Origin of the sequence: Alistipes putredinis DSM 17216, from assembly GCF_000154465.1 — a bacterium.
GTDB lineage: Bacteria > Bacteroidota > Bacteroidia > Bacteroidales > Rikenellaceae > Alistipes > Alistipes putredinis.
Genome location: NZ_DS499580.1, coordinates 272,295 through 295,395 on the forward strand (window position 1 = coordinate 272,295; position 23,101 = coordinate 295,395).

A 23,101-nucleotide genomic window follows, 5' to 3' on the forward strand; every position below is an offset into this window, starting at 1 on the left:
CTCTTTTTACGATTCTTTGCCGTAACCGGTGTTTGCCGGTTTTCGATGGCGGAATCCCGAAGGGGTACGTCTTCGGGCCGGAGAACACGTGGGAACGGTAGGATTTGATTATGGGACCAAAGTCGGCACTCGTTTTACCGTCCGCAGCAAAGGTGATCGACCGGAACGTCGAACGGATCGGCGGGCAGCTCCTCCACGACTTGATGCGGATAGCACACGCCTGCCTTGAAAGCCCGGAAACCCGGCTGCGACAGGTATTTGTCGTAGAATCCCTTGCCGCGTCCCAGGCGCATGCCTGCGGCGGTGAACGCCACACCCGGCACGATGATAAAATCGATCTCCTCGGGGCGGCACAGCGCAGTGGCCTCCGGTTCCGAAATGCCGAACGAGCCGGAATCGTTCATCGAGGCGGGATCGTAATCGTAGAATCGCATTATGTCGCCTTCCACGCGGGGCAGCACGATCCGTTTGGAGCGGCTCCAGCGTTCGAGTGCCGGGGCGGTGAGGGGTTCGTCTTTGAGCGAAGCGAAAAGGGCCACCACTTTGGCGCGTGCGAAGGCCGGAAGCCTCTCCGCTTCGTTGAAAATACGTGCGGAAAGCTCTTCGCGCTGTTCCGAAGAAAGGGCCGTATTGAGCCCTTTCATCTGTTTCCGGATTTCCGTTTTGGTCATAAAATGCCTGATTTTAAGCGTAAATTTCGAATTGTTTTGTGTTGTTATTATGCAAACAATGACTATCTTTGCCGAAGCGCAAACAAATTTTTAACAAAAATAAACAAATTTCAAACATTATGGGCTGTTTTCTAACTAATTCTTCTCTTGGCAAGAAGTTGGTAATGAGCATTACCGGTTGTTTCCTCGTGCTCTTTATCCTCTTCCACATGTCGATGAACATCGTGGCGATCTTCTCGCCCGAGGCGTACAACACGGTCTGCGCATTCCTGGGTGCCAACTGGTATGCGTTGGTCGGAACGCTGGTGCTGGTCGCCGGTATCCTGATCCACTTCATTTATGCGCTGGTGCTGACCGTGAACAACTACAAGGCGCGCGGTTCGCAGCGTTATGCCGTTACCGTGAAGGAAAAGGGTGTGCAGTGGGCATCGAAAAACATGCTTGCGCTGGGATGGATCATCCTCGGCGGTCTGTTGCTCCATCTGTTCAACTTCTGGTCGAAGATGCAGCTGGTCGAGGTGCTGGGACACCATGAAAATTCGCTCGGCTTCTCGCCGCAGGACGGCGCTGCGCTGATTCAGTACACCTTCTCGCAGTGGTACTACGTGGTGATCTACCTGGTTTGGTTCTTCGCCCTCTGGTTCCACCTTACGCACGGCGTGTGGTCGATGTTCCAGTCGGTGGGCTGGGGCAACGACATCTGGTATCCGCGCCTGAAATGTATCGCCAACATCGTGGCGACCGTCGTGTTCCTCGGTTTCGCTGTGGTCGTGCTGGTCTATTTCTTCCGGAGTCTTTGCTGCGGTTGTGTCTGCTAACATCTTACGTTGAATTATAAAAATATAGAGATATGGCTTTCAAATTAGATTCAAAAATACCCGCCGGGGAACTCGCGCAAAAGTGGAGCAACCACAAGGCGGCGATCAAGGTAGTAAGCCCTGCCAACAAACGCAAACTGGATATTATCGTCGTAGGTACGGGCCTGGGCGGTGCCTCCGCAGCCGCTTCGCTCGGCGAACTGGGATACAACGTGAAGGTTTTCTGCATCCAGGACTCTCCGCGCCGTGCGCATTCGATCGCGGCGCAGGGCGGTATCAATGCGGCCAAGAACTACCGCAACGACAACGATTCGATCTACCGGCTGTTCTACGATACGATCAAAGGCGGCGACTACCGCGCCCGTGAAGCCAATGTTTACCGCATGGCCGAAGTTTCGAACTGCATCATCGACCAGTGCGTCGGCCAGGGCGTTCCGTTCGCACGCGAGTACGGCGGTATGCTGGACAACCGTTCGTTCGGCGGTGCGCAGGTTTCGCGTACGTTCTATGCCCGCGGCCAAACCGGCCAGCAGTTGCTGCTGGGAGCTTATGCCGCACTCAACAAGGAGATCGCTGCCGGTTCGGTGAAGAGTTATCCCCGTCACGAGATGCTCGACATCGTGATCGAAGACGGCGAGGCGAGAGGTATCATCGCACGCAATCTGGTGACGGGCGAATTGGAGCGTTTCGGCGCACACGCCGTAGTGATCGCTTCGGGCGGTTACGGCAACGTGTTCTTCCTTTCGACCAACGCGATGGCTTCGAACGGTTCGGCCGCTTTCCAGTGCTACCGCAAGGGTGCCGGCTTCGCGAATCCCTGTTTCACGCAGATCCACCCGACCTGTATTCCGGTGCACGGGGATCAGCAGTCGAAGCTGACCCTAATGTCGGAGTCGCTGCGTAACGACGGCCGTATCTGGGTTCCCAAAAAGATCGAGGATGTGAAAGCCCTCCGTTCGGGTGCCAAGAAACCTTCGGATATTGCCGAAGAGGACCGTGACTACTACCTGGAGCGCCGTTATCCGGCCTTCGGTAACCTCGTGCCGCGCGACGTGGCGTCGCGTGCCGCCAAAGAGCGTTGCGACGCGGGCTTCGGCGTGAACGAAACGGGACTGGCCGTGTTCCTCGATTTCAAGACCGCGATCGAGCGTCTGGGCAAGGATGTCATCAAGCAGCGTTACGGCAACCTGTTCGACATGTACGAGGAGATCACCGACGTAAATCCCTACGAACAGCCGATGCAGATCTTCCCTGCCGTACACTATACGATGGGCGGTATCTGGGTCGATTACAACCTGATGACTACGATCCCGGGTCTCTACGCCATCGGTGAGGCCAACTTCTCGGATCACGGCGCCAACCGCCTGGGTGCTTCGGCGCTGATGCAGGGTCTGGCGGACGGTTATTTCGTGCTGCCTTATACGATCGGCGACTACCTGTCGCACAAGATCCAGGCTCCGAAGGTAAAGACCGATACCAAGGCCTTCGACGAGGCAGAGAAAGGGGTGAAGGATAAGATTTCGAAGTTGCTTTCCATCAACGGCAAACAGTCGGTGGACGATATTCACAAGAAATTGGGACACATCATGTGGGAGAACGTCGGCATGGCGCGTTCGAAGGAGTCGCTCGAGAAGGCGATCGTCGAGATCCAGGCGCTGCGCAAGGAGTTCTGGAAGGATGTGAAGGTCGTAGGCAAGGCGAACGAGTTCAACGTCGAGTTGGAGAAGGCGCTGCGTCTGGCCGATTTCCTGGAGCTGGGCGAGCTGATGGCACGCGACGCGCTGAACCGCGAGGAGTCGTGCGGCGGACATTTCCGCGTCGAGCATCAGACCGAAGAGGGCGAGGCCAAACGCGACGACGAGCACTTCGTATATGCCGCCGTGTGGGAGTACAAGGGCGAGAACGAAGCGCCGGAGCTCACGAAGGAGCCGCTGAACTTCGAGTTCGTACACCCCGCACAGCGTAACTACAAGGACTAATTCTTCTGTCGTCTAACTTTAATACACAATTTGAAACTATGAATTTCACGTTAAAGATATGGCGCCAGAAAGACGCCAAGGCAAAAGGGGCATTCGAAACCTACAAAGTCGAGAACATCTCCGCCGACACCTCGTTTCTCGAGATGCTGGATATTCTGAACAACAACCTGATCCACGAGGGCAAGGAGCCCGTGGCGTTCGACCACGACTGCCGCGAGGGTATCTGCGGTATGTGCTCGCTGCACATCGACGGCCGTGCGCACGGCCCGGGCGACGGCGCCACGACCTGCCAGATTTACATGCGCCGTTTCAAAGACGGGGCGACGATCGTCATCGAGCCCTGGCGTTCGGCGGCTTTCCCCGTAATCAAGGACCTCGTGGTGGATCGCAGTGCCTACGATAAGATTCTTCAGGCCGGCGGCTTCATCTCGGTCCGTACGAATGCCGTGCAGGATGCCAACAACATTCCCATCCCGAAGGCCGATGCCGACGTTGCGATGGATGCCGCTGCCTGCATCGGTTGCGGTGCCTGCGCTGCGACCTGTAAGAACGGCTCGGCGATGCTTTTCGTCGCCGCCCGTGTGTCGTCGCTCGCGAAACTGCCGCAGGGACGTGTCGAGGGTGCCCGCCGCGCCAAGGCGATGGTGGCCAAGATGGACGAACTGGGCTTCGGTAACTGTACCAATACGGGAGCTTGCCAGGCCGAGTGTCCGAAGATGATTTCGATTTCGCACATCGCCCGTCTGAACCGGGAGTTCCTCTCGGCGAAGTTCGAGGACTAATCGTTTGAAGAATAGATGCAAACAAGCCCGGAGCGAAACTCCGGGCTTGTTTGCGTATGGCGGGATCCGAAACTCGCCGAAATTGCGGGGCTGCGGCTGATTTACGCTGTTCGCCTTTCCGGTCGTTGCAGCAAGGAGGCCCGCCGGGAGATTGCCGGCTGGCGATTCGGCCGGATTCGAGGTCGGGGTTGAAAATATGGGGCATAACGACCTTTATGCCCCATTCCGAACCGGTCGTTGTCGCCGCCGGAGCCGAGAATCTGTTTTCCTTCCTACTTTTTTATGTAGCTCTTCAACGCTTCGACGTACTCCTCGAAAGCATCCACGCCTGTCGGGGTAATGCGGCAGAGCGTGCGGGGCATTTTTCCCCGAAAGGTCTTTTCGACCGTGATGTAGCCGGCTTTTTGCAGTTTGTCGATCTGTACGCTCAGGTTGCCCGCCGAAGCTCCCGTCTGTTCCCGGATGAAAACGAAGTCGGCCTCTTCGACCCCGAGGAGGATCGACATTACCGCCAGGCGCAGTTCCGAGTGCAGCAGGGGATTCAGTTCCTTGAACATCTTTTGTGCGATTGGTAGTTGATGATATGTCCCGGGACGACCATCATGATGAAAAATACGCCGGCAAAGATAAGGATTTCGTTGTTCAGGAGTCCGGCGGTTATCTCAATTCCGTCAGAAGTTGCGATTTTTTTCAGGAAATAGTCGTATAAAGGGAAGAGGACTGAAAGAGCCATACAGGTAAGTCCTGCGACGATGTATATTTTCGAACGAACGATCATTCCGGTTGTTGCCGTTGCCGTAGCCATCACCAGTGTAATGAGTTCGAAAAGACTGTGTCGGTAGGAGAGTCCGTGAAATAGCGAAAAGAGGAAGATCGGAATCAATGATAATGAGGATACTAACCAGACCTTGCCGACGATGCGGTCGATCTCCGTGCGGGGCTCCGTCGGCTTCTTGTCCGGGAACAACCGCATCAGCAGACAGCCGATGATGGGAATGAGAAACCAGGTGAAGCACCAGGCGGGATGGCATCCGGCGATGTTGAACCAGTAATTGAGCAGGGCGATCCCGACGGTCGTATAGCCCCATACGAGGAACGGGCGTCCCGCATGGTTTTCCAGCCGGTTGCGGGTGTTTTGAATCATGCGCGAGATGAGTTCCATACTCTCTCGTGTGTCTAATTTTCTCTCTTCCATACGCAGTGAGTTTTGATGATTATATATTTTAGCATGCCGCTTTTTTCTTTGCAGATTCGGGTATCCGTTCGTTGGCAGCCGTTTTTGACTGTGTTTACAAGGCATCCCTCGCCCCGAATGATTTCGGGCTGTTGTCCGACCGTATCGGAAATCGAGTTTTTTCGTGCGGTCCGACCGTCGGCGGATCACTCCGCATCGTCATCGTCCGAGAGTTTTGTCAGGTGGAATATCAGATCCAGAATAAGACCGAGCCCCCAGCCTGCCATGACCCACAGCACCCACCAATAGTGGGGCGTCGTGAGGGCATTGACTCCGGCCAGAAATGCACAAATTACTGCGTATGTTATCCATTCCCGGATGAGCCGGCGCTTTCTGCGTGCGGCTTTCGCATCGATTTTTCGAGTTGTTTCCATAGCTTTCGGTTTTTGTTGGTATTACAAATATAAACTACTTTATTTTATAAACCAAATAAAATGCCTGAAAAATTGAAATTTTACGATGATTCGGGGCAGGGGGCGTTGAGGATGAAATGTACGGGGTAGGCCGAAAGGCTTTACCGAGATCTGTTAAATTATGGTATTATATGCGACCGTTTTTTTTGAATTCGGCGGTAGCCGCAATTTTGCGGGCCGTTATTCGATGCCGGGTTCACCCTGAACTTTTTTCTTGGGAGGGCGCGAGAAACGTCCGAGCATTGTCGGTCAGATTCGGATCGGAGGGCAGTATATTGATTGAGATATATCTTTCGTGGCCCTTTATTCGACGGTTGCAGCGTCGAATCCGAAGGGACGTTTATTCGCGGGCTTGTGGCCGCGTTTATAATTCGCCCCTTGCCTGCATCCTTTTCCCGGAGGGGATTTGGGGTGCTGTGCTTTCGAAGAGGTACATTAAAGTATATAATCGCGCCGCATACTTTATCCGAGCAGGATCAGGCTGAGGGCCATGATCGCCATGCCGCTCATCACGCCGTAGATCGAGATGTGGGCTTCGCCGTATTCGCGGGCGGCCGGCAGCAGTTCGTCGATTGAGATGAAAACCATGATTCCGGCGACGCCTGCCAGGATGCAGCCCATCATGACGGGAGACATGAACGGCATGAGGATAAAATAGGCGAGCAGGGCGCCGACCGGCTCTGCCAAACCCGATAGGAGCGAATAGCGGAAGGCTTTCATCCGGTCGCCGGTGGCGTAAAAGACGGGGATCGAAACCGCGATACCTTCGGGTATGTTGTGTATGGCAATGGCGACGGCGATGGCGATACCCAGCGTGGGATTTTCGACGGCGGTGGCGAAGGTGGCGATGCCTTCCGGGAAGTTGTGGATGCCGATAGCCAGGGCGGTCATCAGTCCCATGCGCATCAGTTTGGCATTTTTCGGTTTCTTCTCCAGCTCTTCGATCATATGGGCTTCGTGCGGGTTCTCGACCGAAGGCACCAGCCGGTCGATGACGCCGATCAGCAGTACGCCGCCGAAAAAGGCCAGGGTCGTAATACCCATCCCGGTTTGGGGTCCGTAGATGGCTCCGATAGCCTCCCGTGCCTGTTGGAACAGTTCGACGAACGAAACGTAGATCATCACGCCGCCCGACAGTCCCAACGAGAACGAAAGCAGTCGCTTGTTGGTACGGTGAGCGAAAAGGGCTATTGTGCTGCCGATACCGGTTGCCAGGCCGGCGCCAAGGGTGAGCATCAGGGGTACAAAAAGAGTGTGAGCCATCTCGAATACTGTTTTTCAGTTGGTCTTTGCAAAGATAGTGCAAGCCGAAAGCTGTGTCAAATTTATTTGGATGCAACCGAGGCGCCGCCTGTTTTCTGTAAAGATCGTGCACGCGGAAGCCGTTCGGTTTTGTCGGAAGCGGCCAGGGGCTGCCTATTTGCCGTAAAGTTAGTGAATTTTATCCTTTCTTTGCCGGAGAACATCGAATAAGGAGTGTGCGTTGTGTGAAAATCCCGTCGTATGGCGATCGATTCACTACTTTCGGCAGGAGAAGATCACTATTCCCGGCGAGTCGCGTGTTTTCCCGATCCGGTCTTTTTTTGCGGCGCTTGAAAATATCGAGCGCAGTGCACGATGAAATTATTCTTGAAGAAATTTTATTTAATTTGTTGATAAGTAGTGTTATATGTATTTTTAGGGTGGAAGTGGACGATATTTTTCGGAAAAGATGGTGCGAATGGTGTAATAATTGTTACCTTTACCCAATAAACAAGGCAGGTTCATTCTGATCTTTATCTTCTTTGCATTTTCCCGGACCTATATCCCGTCCGGATTTTTCCATCGTTGAAATCGACCTTTGTAAACTTTCTTTGTTTAGGCAATTTCGCTTGAGTATGTCTGTCGCAGGCAGAAGAGAGCCGTTGCCGGGTTTTAACGATGTCCCGAAATTGAGATTATTTTTTTACTTGCATACGCCCGTTCTGACCGCCCTTTTTCAGCGTGGTTCGGGCAGATTGCGCTGTCGGGGAACAAGGTGTGCGTGACTGCGGTTTCGACCGGGAACAGGAAACTTCCTCGCTTCCGTTTTTCCGCTTCCGCACCGGATGCCTCCGCGACAGATGAAAACTCCGTCGTACGACGGAATTATACGATGATTATGACATTTAACGAATTGAAAATTACCGACCCTATTTTGAAGGCGATCGGTGAAAAAGGATACCTGGCTCCTACGCCCATTCAACAAAAGGGTATTCCCGTGGCGCTCGATGGGCGCGATATGCTGGGCATCGCCCAGACCGGGACGGGTAAGACGGCGGCGTTCGCCATTCCGATCCTGCAGCATTTGAGCAGTGGGATGCAGGCAGAGCCGACCGACGTGCCGCGCCGCAACCGGCGGGGGCGGAATCATGGTCGGGAATACGGAGTGCGGCCGATCCGGGCCCTGATCCTGACCCCTACCCGGGAGTTGGCCGTGCAGATCGGCGACAGTTTTTCGGATTACGGAAAATATGTCGGTCTGAAGCATCTGACGATTTTCGGCGGTGTGAAACAAGGCCCGCAGGTCGAGGCGCTTCGTGGCGGCGTGGATATTCTGATAGCTACGCCGGGGCGTCTGCACGATCTGATCGGACAGAGGTTCGTCGAACTCGACGCGATTACGCATTTCGTGCTGGACGAAGCCGACCGGATGCTCGACATGGGATTCGTCGCCGACATCAAACGTCTGCTGCCGCTGCTGCCGAAGTCGCGCCAGACCCTCTTTTTTTCGGCGACGATGCCTGCGGACATAGTGGCGCTCTCGAAAAGTATGCTGACCGACCCCGTGCGGGTGGAGGTGACTCCGGTTGCGTCGGCGGTGGATGCGATCGATCAGCGGGTCTATTTCGTGGAGAAGCCGGAGAAGAAGAAACTGCTCGTATCTCTGCTCCGCGAGGAGGATAAGTCCGTTCTCGTCTTCTCCCGCACCAAACACGGAGCGGACAATATTTCGCGTCTGCTCTCCAAGTCGGGTATTCGAAGCGAGGCGATTCATGGCAACAAGTCGCAGAATCACCGCCAGCGCGTACTCACGGATTTCAAGTCCGGCAAGATCCGGGTGATGGTCGCTACGGACATCGCTGCCCGTGGCATCGACATCCGGGAACTGGAGATCGTCATCAATTACGATCTGCCGGATGTGCCGGAAACGTACGTACACCGTATCGGCCGCACCGGTCGTGCCGGACATTCCGGAACCGCCCTTACGTTCTGCACCCCGGACGAGCGGCCGCTTATGAAAGACATACAGCGGCTGACGGGCAAAAAACTCAATGCGGAAACATACCGTGCATAATAATCTTTAAGTTGAATTTAATGGCAAAATCGCAAACATTCGGAAAAAGAGAGAACGAAAAGAAAAAGCAGGCCAAGCGCCTCGAAAAACAGAAACGCAGGGAAGAACGTCAGGCCGGAGGAAGCTCTTCGCTCGACGATATGATCGCCTATGTGGACGAGAACGGGAATATTACCGACACTCCGCCCCAGCTGCGGCCGAAAGTCGAGATCCAGCTCGAGGATATCGTGATAGCCACGCCTAAAAAGGAAGATATTGCGGCCGAACCGCTGAAAGGGCGTGTCGAGTATTTCAATACCGAGAAGGGGTACGGGTTTATCAAGGACCTGGCTTCGACGGAAAAATATTTTTTCCATATATCTTCGGCTCCCGAAGGGATCGGCGAGGGGCGGATCGTCCTTTTCGAACTCATGCGGGGTACACGCGGTATGAATGCGGTGAAAATCGCATTTGCGCAATAAACATTTATCCACAGTCAAAATAGAAAAAAATGAACATTTACGTATCGAATTTGAACTTCCGCACCCGGGGCGAGAGTTTGCAGACTTTATTCGGGGAGTACGGAGAAGTATCTTCCGCCAACATCATCACCGACCGCGAAACCGGCCGCTCGCGCGGCTTCGGTTTCGTCGAAATGCCGGACGAGTCGGCCGCACGGAACGCGATTAACGCGTTGAACGGTTTCGAGCTCGACGAGCGGGCTATCAACGTCAATGAGGCCCGTCCGAAGACCGAGCGCAGCGACCGGGGTGGTTACGGCTCCAATCAGGGCGGCAGTTACGGGCGCAACCGGTATTGATTCAGATCGGCCGGAAAGAGCGGGGAGGAGCGTTGAACGCCCCTCCCCGCTCTTCGATAAGGCCGTGCTTTTTCCGGCGGGGGATGGGGCGGAGGTTTCCGGAGGAACGCTCGATGGCCGTCCGGTCGGGTGGACGGGCGTCGGAGCGCGGACCGAAACTTCTGCCGGGGCGTATCGTTCTGTCGTTGCAGGATGCCGGCGAAATTTTTTGGCCGGGTTGTCTTGCCGAAACCGTAAATTATGCTTACCTTTGCCCCTGATAACACCGGAACCCGATCAAGCCAATGTTTAGTTTCATACCGAACGCATTTCAGGAGGCCCAGTACGTACGGCGCCGTCATTTCCGGGGTAATCATTCGGAAAATATTTCCAATTTTTATTATAATTTTTCCAAGTTATTAGGGTAGCTGTCCAAGTTGCCCTATTTTTTTGTGCACCCGCTGCGGCGAGGTGCGAAACGGTACAGCAAAATGAAGACGATTCTCAAAGGTGCGAAGTTCTATCGGGACGGAAGGTTCGAAACGGGCGATCTGGCGATCGAAGACGGTAAAATCGTTGCCATAGGCGGTCGGGTCGCGCTTGAGGCGGACGACCGGGCAGTCGATTTGACGGGTTGTCATGTATTGCCGGGATTGGTCGATGTGCATGTCCACCTGCGCGAACCGGGTTTTTCGGAGAAAGAGACCATTGCGACGGGTACGGCTGCCGCCGCGCACGGAGGTTATACCACCGTTTGTCCGATGCCGAATCTCAATCCGGCTCCCGATTCGCCGGAGCATCTGGAAGCGGAGCTGGCTCTGATCCGCCGCGATGCGGTCGTTCGGGTGCTGCCTTACGGTTCCATTACGCGGGGACAGAAGGGACGCGGGGAGCTGGTCGATTTCGGGGCTCTGGCCGGAGAGGTCGTGGGCTTCTCGGACGACGGACGGGGGGTGCAGGGGGAGGAGCTGATGGCCGAAGCCATGCGTCGCGCCGCAGCGGTCGGCAAGCCGATCGTGGCCCATTGCGAAGTCGATGAATTGCTGAAAGGAGGGTATATCCACGACGGTGTTTATTGCCGCGAGCACGGGCACAAGGGTATTTGCTCCGAGAGCGAGTGGCGGCAGGTGGAGCGCGATATAAAATTGGCAGCCGAAACCGGATGTCAGTATCATGTCTGCCACGTTTCGACCAAGGAGAGCGTCGAGCTGATTCGCCGGGCGAAGGCCGCCGGGTTGAAAGTCAGCGGCGAAACGGCTCCGCACTACCTGCTGCTCTGCGACGAGGATTTGCAGGAGGACGGTCGTTTCAAGATGAATCCGCCGCTGCGGGGACGTGAAGACCGCGAAGCCCTGCGGCAGGCCGTCGCCGACGGGACGATCGAGGTGATCGCCACGGATCATGCGCCTCACACCGCCGAACAGAAATCGCGCGGATTGGCCGGCAGCGCGATGGGTATCGTGGGGTTGGAGTGTGCTTTCCCGCTGCTCTATACCTATTTGGTGAAGCCGGGGCTGCTTACGCTGGAGCAGCTCGTCGAGCGGATGTCGATGGCTCCGCGCCGGATTTTCGGCCTCGGCGGAGGCTTGCAGGCGGGCGAACCGGCTGATTTAACGGTGTTCGACCTCGATGCGGAGTACGAGATCGATCCCGAAACCTTCCTGTCGAAAGGCCGCGCTACGCCTTTTGCCGGCTGGCGGGTTGCGGGCCGTACGCTCTGGACGCTGGTCGGAGGACGTACGGCATACGCGACGGAGCGTTTCCGATAGACGGGGCGGGAGCGATGTGCGCGGATTGTCCCGGATCGGAATACGAAATGCGATTCCGTTTTTCGACGGGCGGTGACTGCGGTCGTCGCGGATTCTGCCGGATGCGGGAAACAGGGCCGGAAATTGAAAAATGAACGAAGACAAATTACGAAATAACCGAATATGAAACCATTCACCAAAAAAATCGTGCTTGAGTCGGGCCGCGAGTTCTACGGCTACGGTTTCGGCGCGGACCGGGAGGCGACGGGCGAGATCGTGTTCAATACCTCGATGGTCGGCTACCAGGAGATTCTCTCCGATCCCTCCTATACCGACCAGATGGTCGTGATGACCTATCCGCTGATCGGCAACTACGGCATTACGGACGAGGATTACGAAACCAAGTATCCGACTATCGGCGGTATGATCGTGCGCGAATACAACGACCTGCCGAGTAATTTCCGCTATACCAAGACCCTTGGCGAAGTATGCGAGGAGTACGGCATACCCTGCGTCTGGGGGATCGATACCCGTATGCTGACGCGCATTATTCGTGACGAGGGTACCCAGCGGGTGATCGTCGTCGATGCGTCGATGCCGCAGGAGGAGGCCCTGCGCCGCCTGAAGGAGGCGCCCGTGCGCCGCGACATGGTCGAGCGCGTGAGCTGCCGCAAGCGTTGGTTCTCCCGCACGGCCAATCATCGTTTCGACGTGGTGGCGGTCGATTGCGGCATCAAGCACAACATCATCCGCAAGCTCAACGAGAAGGGTTGCAACGTGACGGTAGTGCCCTACGATATTACGGCCGAGGAGGTGATGGCTTTCCGTCCCGACGGACTTTTCCTCTCGAACGGTCCCGGCGATCCGACCGACGTGCAGCCGGTCATCGAGATGGTCCGCACGCTTCGGGGGCGCCTGCCGATCTTCGGTATCTGCCTGGGACACCAGGTGATTTCGCTGGCTTACGGAGCCCGCACCTTCAAGATGAAATTCGGACATCGCGGCGGTAACCACCCCGTGAAGAACCTCGAAACGGGCAAGGTCGAGATCACGAGCCAGAACCACAGCTTTGCGGTCGATACGGAGTCGCTGAAGGGCACCGGACTGACCCTTACGCACCTGAATCTGCTGGACGATACCGCCGAAGGCGTCGAATGCCGCGCCGATCGGATTTTCAGCGTCCAGTATCATCCGGAGAGTGCGCCCGGTCCGCAGGACAGCACCTATTTGTTCGATAAGTTTATCAAAATGATGGAGGAGAGTCAAAATGCCTAAGAGAACGGATATCAAGAAAGTGATGGTGATCGGCTCCGGCCCGATCGTGATCGGCCAGGCTGCGGAGTTCGACTACGCGGGTACGCAGGCTTGTCTGGCCCTCAAGGAAGAGGGGTACGAGGTCGTGTTGGTCAATTCCAATCCGGCGACGATCCAGACCGACGTGCAGATTGCCGATAAAGTCTATATGGAGCCGCTGACGCTCGAGTACGTGGCCAAGATCGTCCGTTACGAGCGTCCCGATGCCATCGTGCCGGGACTGGGCGGGCAGACGGGCCTGAATCTGGCCGTGCAGCTCGCCAAGAAAGGCGTGCTTCAGGAGTGTCAGGTGGAGATTCTGGGTACTTCGTTCCAGAGCATCGAGCAGGCCGAGGACCGCGAACTCTTCAAGGAGCTTTGTCAGTCGCTGGGCGAGCCGGTGCTGCCGTCGCTGATTGCTAACAATATCGACGAGGCGGTCGAGGCGGCGAAGCGGATCGGTTACCCCGTCGTGTTGCGTCCGGCCTTTACGCTGGGCGGTACGGGCGGCGGCTTCGCCGACGACGAGACGCAGTTGCGCGAGATGATGCGCAATGCGCTTTCCCTCTCCCCGGTGCATCAGGTGCTGATCGAGAAGAGCATCAAGGGGTATAAGGAGATCGAATACGAGGTGATCCGCGACCACAACGATACGGCCATTGCGATCTGCAATATGGAAAACATCGATCCGGTCGGCGTCCATACGGGCGACTCGATCGTGGTGGCTCCGAGCCAGACGCTGACCAACAAGGAGTATCAGTTGCTGCGCGACAGCGCCCTGCGGCTGATCCGTGCCCTGAAGATCGAAGGCGGCTGCAACGTGCAGTTCGCGCTCGATCCCCTCTCGTTCAACTACTACCTGATCGAGGTCAATCCCCGCGTGTCGCGGTCGTCGGCTCTGGCGTCGAAGGCCAGCGGCTATCCGATCGCCCGCGTCAGCGCCAAGATCGCCGTGGGCCTTACGCTCGACGAGATCCGCATCGCCAATACGCCGGCCAGCTTCGAACCGGCTCTCGACTATGTGGTTACCAAGATCGCCCGCTTCCCGTTCGACAAGTTCAGCGACGCTTCGAACCAGCTCGGAACCCAGATGAAGGCGACGGGCGAGGTGATGTCCGTGGGCCGCACGATGGAGGAGAGCCTCCTGAAGGCGGTGCGCTCGCTCGAAACGGGGGTCTGCCATATCTACCATAAGAAATTCGACGACTGGACGGTCGATCGGATGCTCTCCTATATCAAGGAGGGAACGGACGACCGTCTTTACGCCATCGCCGAGCTGATCCGCCGGGGCGTCGAGCTGGCGCTGATCTACAACAGCACCAAAATCGACATGTTCTTCCTCGAGAAGTTTAAGAACATCGTCGAGTTCGAAAAGGTCGTAGCGGCCAATCCCCGCGACATCGAAACGTTGCGCGACGCCAAACGCATGGGTTTTAGCGACAAGTTCATCGGTCAGTTGTGGGGCATGAGCCAGAAGGAGATGTTCCTGCTGCGGCGCGAGCACAATATTTTCCCGGTTTATAAGATGATCGATACCTGCGCGAGCGAGTTCTCCTCCTATGTGCCGTATTTCTATTCCACTTACGAGCAGGAGAACGAGTCGATCGTGAGCGAACGCGAGAAGATCGTGGTGCTCGGGTCGGGACCGATCCGCATCGGGCAGGGCGTCGAGTTCGACTATTCGACCGTGCATGCCATCTGGTCGATCCGCGCCGCCGGGTACGAGGCGATCATCATCAATAACAATCCCGAAACCGTTTCGACGGACTATACCACCAGCGACAAGCTCTATTTCGAGCCGCTGACCGTAGAGGACGTGATGAACGTTATTACGCTCGAAAAACCGAAAGGGATCGTCGTGTCGCTCGGCGGCCAGACGGCGATCAACCTCGCTGAGCCGCTGCACGAACTGGGTGTGCCGATCATCGGTACGGGTGTCGAGGCGATACGGAATGCCGAAGACCGGGGTTGTTTCGAGAAGATCATGGAGGAGTTGGGAATACCCCAGCCTGAGGCCGAGGCCGTGACCGATATCGAAGCCGGTGTGCGAGCCGCCGAACGGATCGGCTACCCGGTGCTGGTGCGCCCGAGCTACGTGCTGGGCGGCCGGGCCATGCAGATCGTTTCGAACGAGGAGCGTTTGCGCCACTATCTCCAGACGGCGGTCGAAGTCAATGAGGACAGCCCTGTGCTGGTCGATCGTTATATTATGGGCCGCGAACTGGAGGTGGACGCCATCTGTGATGGCAAGGATGTCTTCATTCCCGGTATCATGGAGCACGTCGAGAAGACGGGCATCCACTCCGGCGACTCGATCAGCGTCTATCCGACCTTCAGCGTGAGCCAGAAAGCCAAGGACAAGATCATCGATTATACCGTGCGGCTGGGCCGCCGGATCGGTATCGTCGGTCTGTATAATATCCAATTTATCCTCGACGGGGAAGAGGACGTATATGTGATCGAGGTGAATCCCCGTTCGTCGCGCACCGTGCCGTTCCTTTCGAAAGCGACGGGTGTCCCGATGGCTGACATCGCCACACGGGTCATCCTGGGTCATTCGCTTCGGGAGCAGGGCATTACCGAAGTATATGGCAGGGAGCGCTCCCGCTGGTTCGTCAAGGCCCCGGCCTTCTCGTTCGCCAAGATCCGGGGCATGGAGTCCTACCTCTCGCCCGAGATGAAATCCACGGGCGAGGCGATCGGATACGACAACAAGCTCACCCGGGCGCTCTACAAGGCGCTCCAGTCGTCGGGTATGACCGTCGCCAACTACGGTACGATCTTCCTCACGATCGCCGACAAGGACAAGCAGGATGCGCTGCCGCTGGTACGGCGCTTTTATGACCTGGGTTTCAATATCGAGGCGACGAAGGGCACGGCGGAATTCCTGCGTCAGCATGGTATTCGCACCCGTACGCGCCGCAAGTTGAGCGAAGGCAGTACGGAGATCATCGACTCGCTGCGCCAGGGCCATGTGAGCTATGTCATCAATACGATCGACATCAACCAGCACAACACCCGGCTGGATGGTTACGAGATTCGCCGCACGGCCGTCGAGAACAACGTGACGATCTTCACGGCGCTCGAAACGGTAAAGGTCCTGCTGGATGTATTGGAGGAGATAACCCTGGGTGTTTCGACCATTGATGCCGAATAGTTTTCGATTTCATGCGGCAACTGCGTCACATCCCTCTTTGATCCGAATGGAAAAGACGGATAGTGTTCCCCATCCGCTTCAAAGTCACGATGCACCGCATTTGTCGGCCTGAAATCAAAAGCGAGTTTCGTTCAGAGGGCACCTTTCGCACCTTCTCGCAGTCCGCGACAGTCCCATACCAGCGAGTATGCTCTTGCCGTGTCCTGCTTCGGTCGGCGCGAAACCGGCTCCTTTGAAATTGAGACGAAAGCGAAGCACATAGTTTGGAAAAGAAAAATGTATAAAAAAGGCATATATACTGTTACGGCCAACGAACCGCTGACGCCCTCCGTCTGGCGGATGACGCTCGAGGGGGATACGCAATACCTGACCCGTCCCGGGCAGTTCGTCAATATCGAGGTCGAAGGGCTCTACCTGCGCCGTCCGATTTCGGTGTGCGACTACGACGAGCGGACGCTGACACTGATCTATAAGGTCGTCGGCGAAGGCACGGCCCGGTTGAGTGAAATGAAGGCGGGCGTCAAGCTCGACCTGCTGACCGGCCTGGGGAACGGCTTCGATCCGGATGCGGAGTGCCGCAGGCCTCTGTTGGTCGGAGGCGGAGTGGGCGTTCCGCCCCTCTACAACCTGGCCAAAAAACTGATTGACAAGGGTAGAAAAGTGACTGTGGTGTTGGGATTCAATACCGCTTCGGAGGTTTTCTACGAGGAGGAGTTTCGGGCGCTCAGTGCGGAGGTCTTCGTAACGACAGCGGACGGCACGCACGGGACAAAGGGTTTCGTAACGACGGCGATCGCTGAAAAGAAGCCGGATTTTGATTATTTTTACGCCTGCGGCCCGCTGCCGATGCTGCGTGCATTGAGCGATGCGACGGGCGACATCCCGGGCGAATTGAGTTTCGAGGAGCGCATGGGCTGCGGCTTCGGCGGCTGCATGGGTTGTTCCTGTCAGACGAAAAACGGGGCCAAACGTATCTGTAAGGAGGGGCCGGTGTTGAAAAAGGAGGAGATTATATGGTAAACGAATCCAAGAAAAACTTCGATACGTCGGTGACGCTGAGCGGCCTTCGGCTGGATAATCCGGTCGTGCCGGCCAGCGGTACGTTCGGCTACGGCAACGAGTACAAGGATTTTTACGACATCAACATTCTCGGGTCTTTCTCCTTCAAGGGGACGACGCGCGAGGCTCGCTTCGGCAACCCCACGCCCCGCATCGCCGAGTGTACGGCGGGGATGATAAATGCCGTCGGGTTGCAGAATCCTGGCATCGATGCGGTGATCGGCGAAGAGCTGCCCCGGCTGAAGACATTCTTCCGCAAGCCGGTGATCGCCAATATCAGCGGCTTTTCGGTCGAGGAGTATGCCTATTGCTGCGAGCGGATCGACAAGGAGGAACAGGTCGGTTTGATCGAGGTCAATGTAAGCTGTCCCAACGTGCGGCACGGCGGCATGAGCTTCGGCACGTCGCCCGAAGCGGCGGCCGAGGTGACGCGTGCCGTGAAAGCCGTGACCACCAAACCGGTCTATATCAAACTCAGTCCTAACGTGACGGACATCGTGGCGATCGCCCGGGCGTGCGAGGAGGCCGGTGCCGACGGCATCTGCCTGATCAATACGATGCTGGGCATGCGGATCGACGTGAAATGCCGCAAGCCGATCATCGCCAACGTAATGGGCGGATTTTCCGGTGCGGCGATCTTCCCTGTGGCCGTGCGGATGGTTTATCAGGTAGCCCGGGCCTGCCGGATTCCGGTGATGGGGTGCGGCGGCGTGGAGACGGCCCACGACGTTATCGAAATGATGATGGCCGGGGCGACGGCCGTGCAGGTGGGGGCCGCCAACCTGCGGAACCCTTATGCCTGCAAGGAGATCGTCGAGGCACTGCCCTGTGAAATGGAGCGGCTGGGGATCGAACGGCTGTCCGATATTATCGGCATCGTGAAGTAATTTTGTGAAAATTATAAATAAGAGATATGACCAACAGAGACGTAATCATCGCCTGCGATTTCAGCAGCGCCGAAGAGACTTTCCGGTTCCTCGATCTGTTTAAGAACGAGGCCCGCAAACCTTTCCTGAAGATCGGCATGGAGCTTTTCTATGCCGAAGGGCCCGAAATCGTGCGTGAGATCAAGCGCCGGGGGCACCGGATTTTCCTTGATCTGAAACTGCACGACATTCCCAATACGGTCAAGAAGGCGATGGCCGTGCTTTCGCGCCTCGACGTGGACATGTGCAACGTGCATGCGGCCGGCACGATCGAGATGATGCGTGCGGCGGTCGAAGGGCTGACCCGTCCCGACGGCACGCGCCCGTTACTGATCGCCGTGACGCAGCTTACTTCGACTTCGGAGGAGCGTATGCAGCGCGAGCTGCTCATTTCGGCTTCGATCAACGATACGATCGTCAAGTATGCGCAGAATACCCGCGAAGCGGGACTGGACGGCGTGGTCTGCTCGCCGCTGGAGGCCGGTATGGTGAAGGCGGCCTGCGGAAAGGAGTTCCTGACCGTTACGCCCGGCGTGCGTTTTGCGGACGGAGAGGTGGCCGATCAGGTGCGGGTCACGACTCCGGCGCGTGCGCGGGAAATCGGCTCGGACTATATCGTGGTTGGGCGTCCCATCACGGCGGCAGCCGATCCCGTGGCGGCCTATCGCCGGTGCGTGGAGGAGTTCGTGAAATAGAGTGTGCGACGGTAGGGAGTATTTCGGGCGGTACGGAAGGAAGGGCTGCTTTGCGGCCCGGATCGAGCGATACGGACGGGATTCGTGTCGTGCGGCAGTTGTCTAAAATGGGTTTGGGAGCGTGGAGTTCGCGGAACTTCGGTCGGCACGGGTGTTGCCGGATCGTGCGAACGGAATGCGCGCCGAATTGCGGCGACCGAAGAGGCCGATTGCCGCGACAGGCAAGAAATAAGTTTTACTCTAAATCAAGAAAGTTATGAAACCGGTTACACTTTTCTATCAGCCCCGGTGCCCCTTCTGCAAGAAGGCGCTGGGTTATCTGGAGGAACTGCAGCGGCAGGAACCGTACAGCCGCATCGAAATCAGGATGATCGACGAACTGGCCGAACCCGAAGTGGCCGACCGTTACGACTACTATTACGTACCGACATTTTACGTCGGGGACAAGAAAGTGCACGAGGGCGGTATTATGCCCGACGAGGTGGAGGCCGTACTCCGTATGGCCCTCGACGAGCGATAGGCGGAAAGCCGTTTTTGCGGAAAAAGGAATGACAATCTAAAGAATGTAGAAATAGTTATGGAAAGAGAAATTGCCAAAGGCCTGCTCTCGATCGGTGCGGTATTCCTGCGCCCCGAGCAGCCGTTTACCTGGGCGAGCGGTATCAAAAGCCCGATTTATTGCGACAACCGGTTGATTCTGACCGCCCCCGAGGTGCGGAAGAAGGTCGAGGCCGCGATTGCGGAAACGGTGAAGGCGAAATTCCCCGCGTGCGAGGTGCTGATGGGAACATCGACGGCAGGCATCGCTCATGCGGCCATCGCCGCGACGATCCTCGACCTGCCGATGGGATATGTCCGCAGCGGCTCGAAGGATCACGGTCGGGGAAACCAGATCGAGGGCAAACTCGAAAAGGGCCAGAAAGTCGTGGTAATCGAAGACTTGATTTCGACGGCGGGATCGTGCATCGAAGTGGTCGAGGTGTTGCGTGCGGCCGGTGCCGAGGTGCTGGGCGTAGTGAGCATCTTTACGTACGGCATGAAGAAAGGACTGGATCGGCTTGCCGCAGCCGACGTAATCAACCATAGCCTTTCGAATCTCGACGCGCTGGTCGAAGTGGCGGCCGAGGAGGGGTATATCAAGCCGGAGGATCGGCAGCGCCTGATCGCCTTCCGCGACAATCCTTCGGACGAAAGCTGGATCAATAAATAAACCGCTATGCGCCATTTAATCGACCCTACGGATCTGTCGGTCGCCGAGATCGGGCAGATCATCGCCTTGGCGGAGGACATCATCGCCAACCGGGCCAAATACAGCGAAGTCTGCAAGGGCAAAAAACTTGCGACGCTCTTCTACGAGCCTTCGACCCGCACGCGGCTGAGTTTCACTTCGGCCATGCTGGAGCTCGGCGGCAGCGTCATCGGCTTTTCGGACGCCGCTTCGTCGTCGGTGTCGAAGGGCGAAACGGTCGCCGATACGGTACGGGTGATTCGTTGCTTCGCCGACATCATCGCCATGCGCCATTTCAAGGAGGGGGCGCCGCTGGTCGGTTCGCAGTATGCCGGTATCCCGGTCATCAATGCCGGGGACGGCAGCCACAGCCATCCGACGCAGACACTTACCGACCTGCTGACGATCAAGCGCGAGAAGGGGCGGCTGGATCACCTGACGATCGGCTTCTGCGGCGATCTGAAATTCGGCCGCACGGTGCATTCGCTTATCAAGGCGATGTCGCGCTACGAAGGGATTCGGGTGGTGCTGATCGCCCCCGACGAGCTGCGGCTGCCCGAGTATATGCTTCATGAGATCGAAACCCAGACCGAAGGGGTGGAATTCCGCGAGGTATCGACGATGGAGGAGGTGATGCCCGAGTTGGACATTCTCTATATGACCCGCGTGCAGAAGGAGCGTTTCCTCGACGAGGAGGAGTTCAACCGCGTGAAGGACAGCTTCGTGCTGGATCCGTCGAAACTCCGCACGGCCAAGCCGGATATGATCGTGCTGCATCCGCTGCCCCGCGTGAACGAAATCACGCGTGCGGTGGACAACGATCCCCGGGTAGCCTATTTCCGGCAGGTCGAGAACGGCAAATTCGTGCGTATGGCCTTGATCTATACATTGTTGAAGTGGGCCGAAGGCGAGAAGCTCGCCGCAGTCCCCGACCTGGCCGAGGGGATGTTCATAGACCGGAGTATGAAATGTCCCAACTCCCGGTGTATTTCGGCTACGGAGGATGTCGATCCGCTTTTCGTCAAAGCGGGAGACACCTGCCGTTGCGCTTATTGCGAGGCGAAAATCCGGTAGCGGATTTTGTCGATACAATGTCGAAATAAAACTGTCGGGATTGTTAGGTTGTCGTTGAAATTATTCGTACTTTTGTGCAAGTAAAAGACGATGGGCCGCAGGTCCGTCGGCGGCTACGGCTTCCGAAACGATGGAAAGGATTCAGATGCACCATACCCGGCGAAAGCGACAGCAGATGCTGTCGGCTCGATGTGCGGTCGGAGCGTGCAGTGTCGTTCCTGCATCGGATTTTATCGACGGAACTATGCAGGAGGGCACGAATCGGCTTCCCGCAGCAATATAATCTTGCCGCTATGACGAATTCTGTCGTAGCGGCTCTTTTTTGGTTGATTTAGTACGTTTCTTACTATGAAAGTTGGAGTAATCATGGGTTCGACCAGCGACTGGGACGTTATGTCCGACGCTGCGGCGACGCTCGCGCAATTCGGTGTGGAGTTCGAGAAGCGGGTGGTGAGCGCCCACCGCACCCCCGACCTGCTGGTGGAGTATGCCAAAACGGCCAAGTCGCGCGGACTGGAGGTAATCATCGCCGGAGCCGGAGGCGCTGCGCACCTGCCCGGCATGGTGGCCAGTATGACCGCACTTCCGGTGATCGGTGTGCCGGTCAAATCTCGAGCCCTGAACGGGCTGGATTCCTTGCTTTCGATCGTGCAGATGCCCGGCGGCGTGCCGGTTGCGACCGTAGCGATCAACGGGGCGAAGAATGCGGCCCTGATCGCCGTGTCGATCCTGGCGTTGAAGGACGAGGCGCTGGCAGCCCGTCTGGAGATGTTCCGTGCGAAACAGACTGAGGATGTACTTAAAGCGGAACTTTAGACCGATGAGTGCGGTGAAGACGATCGGAATTATCGGTGGCGGCCAGTTGGGGCTGATGATCATCGAGCAGGCGCATCTGCTGGGTGCGCGGACGATCTGCCTCGATCCGGCGGAGGATGCTCCGGCGTTTAAGATCAGCGACGAGCGGATCGTGGGCCGGTTCGACGATCCGGCGGCGCTCGAAGAGCTTTGCCGCCGCAGCGACGTGGTGACCTACGAGTTCGAGAACGTGCCGGGCGATCTGCTGGTGGCTCTCGAGCAAAAATACAATATCAAACAAGGGTTCAGGCCTCTGTTCGACTCGCAGGATCGCCTGCGGGAGAAGAGCAATGCCTGCGATCATGGATTGAAGACGCCCGCTTTCATGGCTGTCGATGACGAGGAGTCGCTGCATCGGGCCATTGCGCGAATCGGTTATCCGTGCGTGCTCAAGACCCGTACGCTGGGCTACGACGGACACGGTCAGGCGGTGCTTCGCGGCGAGGCCGACCTTGCGAAAGCCCGCGAACTGCTCGCGGTGCCCTGCATTCTGGAGGAGTTCGTCCCGTTCGATTTCGAGGCCAGCGTGGTGCTGGTGTCGGACGGAGAGCGCGTGATCTGCTTCCCGGTAGGGCGGAATATCCACAAGGACGGTATTCTGGATCTGTGCATCGTGCCGGCGGAGATGCCGGACCAGGTGCGGGAGCGGATGGTGTCCCAGAGCAAGCGTTTCATGCGCGACTGCGGTTACCGGGGGATTCTGGCTATCGAATATTTCGTGAAGGGAGACGAGGTCTATTTCAACGAAATGGCGCCGCGCCCGCACAACAGCGGACACTGGACCATCGAGGGTTCGACGACCAATCAGTTCCGGGAGCTGTGCCGTTACCTGCTCGATATGCCCCTCGAAGAGCCGCAGCTGAAGGCCCCTACCGTGATGAAAAACATCCTGGGACAGGATCTGGAGCGGGCCGAGGCGCTTGCCCGGGAGAATCGCCCCGGTGTGTATGTCCATATTTACGGCAAGACCGTTTCCAAGCCCAAGCGCAAGATGGGACACGTGACTTTCGTCGGTGTGACCGGCGAGGAGTATGCCGCCAAGTGGGCCGACAGATTTGTGAAATAAAGTCAAAAA

Annotated in this window: 22 protein-coding genes; 17 read left to right on the top strand and 5 right to left on the bottom strand. The window is 57.0% G+C overall.

All coding sequences use genetic code 11. From position 1 onward, the window contains the following. Positions 1-134 precede the first annotated feature (134 nt). Positions 135-671, bottom strand: coding sequence for a 5-formyltetrahydrofolate cyclo-ligase (locus ALIPUT_RS10080; protein WP_004329818.1), 537 nt, complete (start codon positions 669-671; stop codon positions 135-137). A gap of 119 nt (positions 672-790) precedes the next feature. Here ALIPUT_RS10080 and ALIPUT_RS10085 point away from each other — a divergent pair, with 119 nt between their 5' ends. The 3 genes from ALIPUT_RS10085 to ALIPUT_RS10095 are packed head-to-tail and all read left to right on the top strand — an operon-like array spanning position 791 to position 4,250. Continuing rightward, positions 791-1,489 (top strand): succinate dehydrogenase cytochrome b subunit, encoded by a 699-nt coding sequence (locus tag ALIPUT_RS10085; protein WP_004329819.1) that lies wholly within the window; start codon positions 791-793, stop codon positions 1,487-1,489. Positions 1,490-1,521: 32 nt separating this feature from the next. Next, positions 1,522-3,468 (top strand): fumarate reductase/succinate dehydrogenase flavoprotein subunit, encoded by a 1,947-nt coding sequence (locus ALIPUT_RS10090; protein WP_004329820.1) that lies wholly within the window; start codon positions 1,522-1,524, stop codon positions 3,466-3,468. Positions 3,469-3,506: 38 nt separating this feature from the next. Next, positions 3,507-4,250, top strand: a complete 744-nt coding sequence (locus ALIPUT_RS10095; RefSeq protein WP_004329821.1) for a succinate dehydrogenase/fumarate reductase iron-sulfur subunit — start codon at positions 3,507-3,509, stop codon at positions 4,248-4,250. A gap of 272 nt (positions 4,251-4,522) precedes the next feature. Here the strand turns inward: ALIPUT_RS10095 and ALIPUT_RS10100 are convergent, their stop codons facing one another. From ALIPUT_RS10100 to zupT, 4 genes are all read right to left on the bottom strand, one after another. Further along, complete coding sequence (locus ALIPUT_RS10100; RefSeq protein WP_004329822.1) at positions 4,523-4,807, bottom strand: winged helix-turn-helix domain-containing protein; 285 nt, start codon at positions 4,805-4,807, stop codon at positions 4,523-4,525. Further along, positions 4,792-5,445, bottom strand: coding sequence for a hypothetical protein (locus ALIPUT_RS10105; protein WP_004329823.1), 654 nt, complete (start codon positions 5,443-5,445; stop codon positions 4,792-4,794). Before ALIPUT_RS10105 ends, ALIPUT_RS10100 begins: the two co-directional genes overlap by 16 nt. A gap of 185 nt (positions 5,446-5,630) precedes the next feature. After that, the gene (locus ALIPUT_RS10110) at positions 5,631-5,858 is read right to left on the bottom strand and encodes a 2TM domain-containing protein (protein ID WP_004329824.1); all 228 of its coding nucleotides are present in this window, start codon (positions 5,856-5,858) and stop codon (positions 5,631-5,633) included. A gap of 501 nt (positions 5,859-6,359) precedes the next feature. Then, a complete protein-coding gene (gene zupT / locus ALIPUT_RS10115) occupies positions 6,360-7,160 on the bottom strand; it encodes a zinc transporter ZupT (protein WP_004329825.1) in 801 nt (266 codons plus the stop codon). A gap of 877 nt (positions 7,161-8,037) precedes the next feature. Here zupT and ALIPUT_RS10120 point away from each other — a divergent pair. The 14 genes from ALIPUT_RS10120 to purK all read left to right on the top strand — a co-directional run bounded on the left by ALIPUT_RS10120 (position 8,038) and on the right by purK (position 23,092). Beyond that, on the top strand, positions 8,038-9,213 hold the full coding sequence (locus tag ALIPUT_RS10120; RefSeq protein WP_040293897.1) for a DEAD/DEAH box helicase: 1,176 nt from the start codon (positions 8,038-8,040) through the stop codon (positions 9,211-9,213). Positions 9,214-9,233: 20 nt separating this feature from the next. Next, on the top strand, positions 9,234-9,674 hold the full coding sequence (locus tag ALIPUT_RS10125) for a cold shock domain-containing protein (protein WP_004329830.1): 441 nt from the start codon (positions 9,234-9,236) through the stop codon (positions 9,672-9,674). A 29-nt stretch (positions 9,675-9,703) separates the two neighbouring features. Then, positions 9,704-10,012 carry an RNA recognition motif domain-containing protein gene (locus tag ALIPUT_RS10130; RefSeq protein WP_004329831.1) on the top strand — a complete coding sequence of 103 codons (309 nt, stop codon included), beginning with the start codon at positions 9,704-9,706 and terminating at the stop codon, positions 10,010-10,012. A gap of 470 nt (positions 10,013-10,482) precedes the next feature. After that, complete coding sequence (locus tag ALIPUT_RS10135) at positions 10,483-11,760, top strand: dihydroorotase (RefSeq protein ID WP_004329834.1); 1,278 nt, start codon at positions 10,483-10,485, stop codon at positions 11,758-11,760. Between the two features lie 162 nt (positions 11,761-11,922). Continuing rightward, positions 11,923-13,014: a glutamine-hydrolyzing carbamoyl-phosphate synthase small subunit gene (gene carA / locus ALIPUT_RS10140; protein ID WP_004329835.1), complete on the top strand. Its 1,092-nt coding sequence runs from the start codon at positions 11,923-11,925 to the stop codon at positions 13,012-13,014. After that, positions 13,007-16,189, top strand: a complete 3,183-nt coding sequence (gene carB, locus ALIPUT_RS10145) for a carbamoyl-phosphate synthase large subunit (RefSeq protein ID WP_004329836.1) — start codon at positions 13,007-13,009, stop codon at positions 16,187-16,189. Before carA ends, carB begins: the two co-directional genes overlap by 8 nt. Positions 16,190-16,465: 276 nt before the next feature. Further along, positions 16,466-17,209: a dihydroorotate dehydrogenase electron transfer subunit gene (locus tag ALIPUT_RS10150; RefSeq protein WP_040293804.1), complete on the top strand. Its 744-nt coding sequence runs from the start codon at positions 16,466-16,468 to the stop codon at positions 17,207-17,209. Then, a complete protein-coding gene (locus tag ALIPUT_RS10155; RefSeq protein WP_004329839.1) occupies positions 17,203-18,135 on the top strand; it encodes a dihydroorotate dehydrogenase in 933 nt (310 codons plus the stop codon). Before ALIPUT_RS10150 ends, ALIPUT_RS10155 begins: the two co-directional genes overlap by 7 nt. A 26-nt stretch (positions 18,136-18,161) precedes the next feature. Then, positions 18,162-18,869: an orotidine-5'-phosphate decarboxylase gene (gene pyrF / locus ALIPUT_RS10160; protein ID WP_004329840.1), complete on the top strand. Its 708-nt coding sequence runs from the start codon at positions 18,162-18,164 to the stop codon at positions 18,867-18,869. Between the two features lie 256 nt (positions 18,870-19,125). After that, entirely contained in the window at positions 19,126-19,389 is a 264-nt protein-coding gene (locus ALIPUT_RS10165; protein ID WP_004329843.1) for a glutaredoxin family protein, read from the top strand. 57 nt (positions 19,390-19,446) lie between these two features. After that, on the top strand, positions 19,447-20,079 hold the full coding sequence (pyrE, locus tag ALIPUT_RS10170) for an orotate phosphoribosyltransferase (RefSeq protein ID WP_004329844.1): 633 nt from the start codon (positions 19,447-19,449) through the stop codon (positions 20,077-20,079). A gap of 6 nt (positions 20,080-20,085) precedes the next feature. Next, a complete protein-coding gene (pyrB, locus tag ALIPUT_RS10175; protein ID WP_004329845.1) occupies positions 20,086-21,171 on the top strand; it encodes an aspartate carbamoyltransferase in 1,086 nt (361 codons plus the stop codon). Positions 21,172-21,519: 348 nt separating this feature from the next. Further along, entirely contained in the window at positions 21,520-21,987 is a 468-nt protein-coding gene (gene purE, locus ALIPUT_RS10180; RefSeq protein ID WP_004329847.1) for a 5-(carboxyamino)imidazole ribonucleotide mutase, read from the top strand. A 13-nt stretch (positions 21,988-22,000) separates the two neighbouring features. Then, complete coding sequence (gene purK, locus ALIPUT_RS10185) at positions 22,001-23,092, top strand: 5-(carboxyamino)imidazole ribonucleotide synthase (protein WP_040293899.1); 1,092 nt, start codon at positions 22,001-22,003, stop codon at positions 23,090-23,092. Positions 23,093-23,101 lie beyond the last annotated feature (9 nt).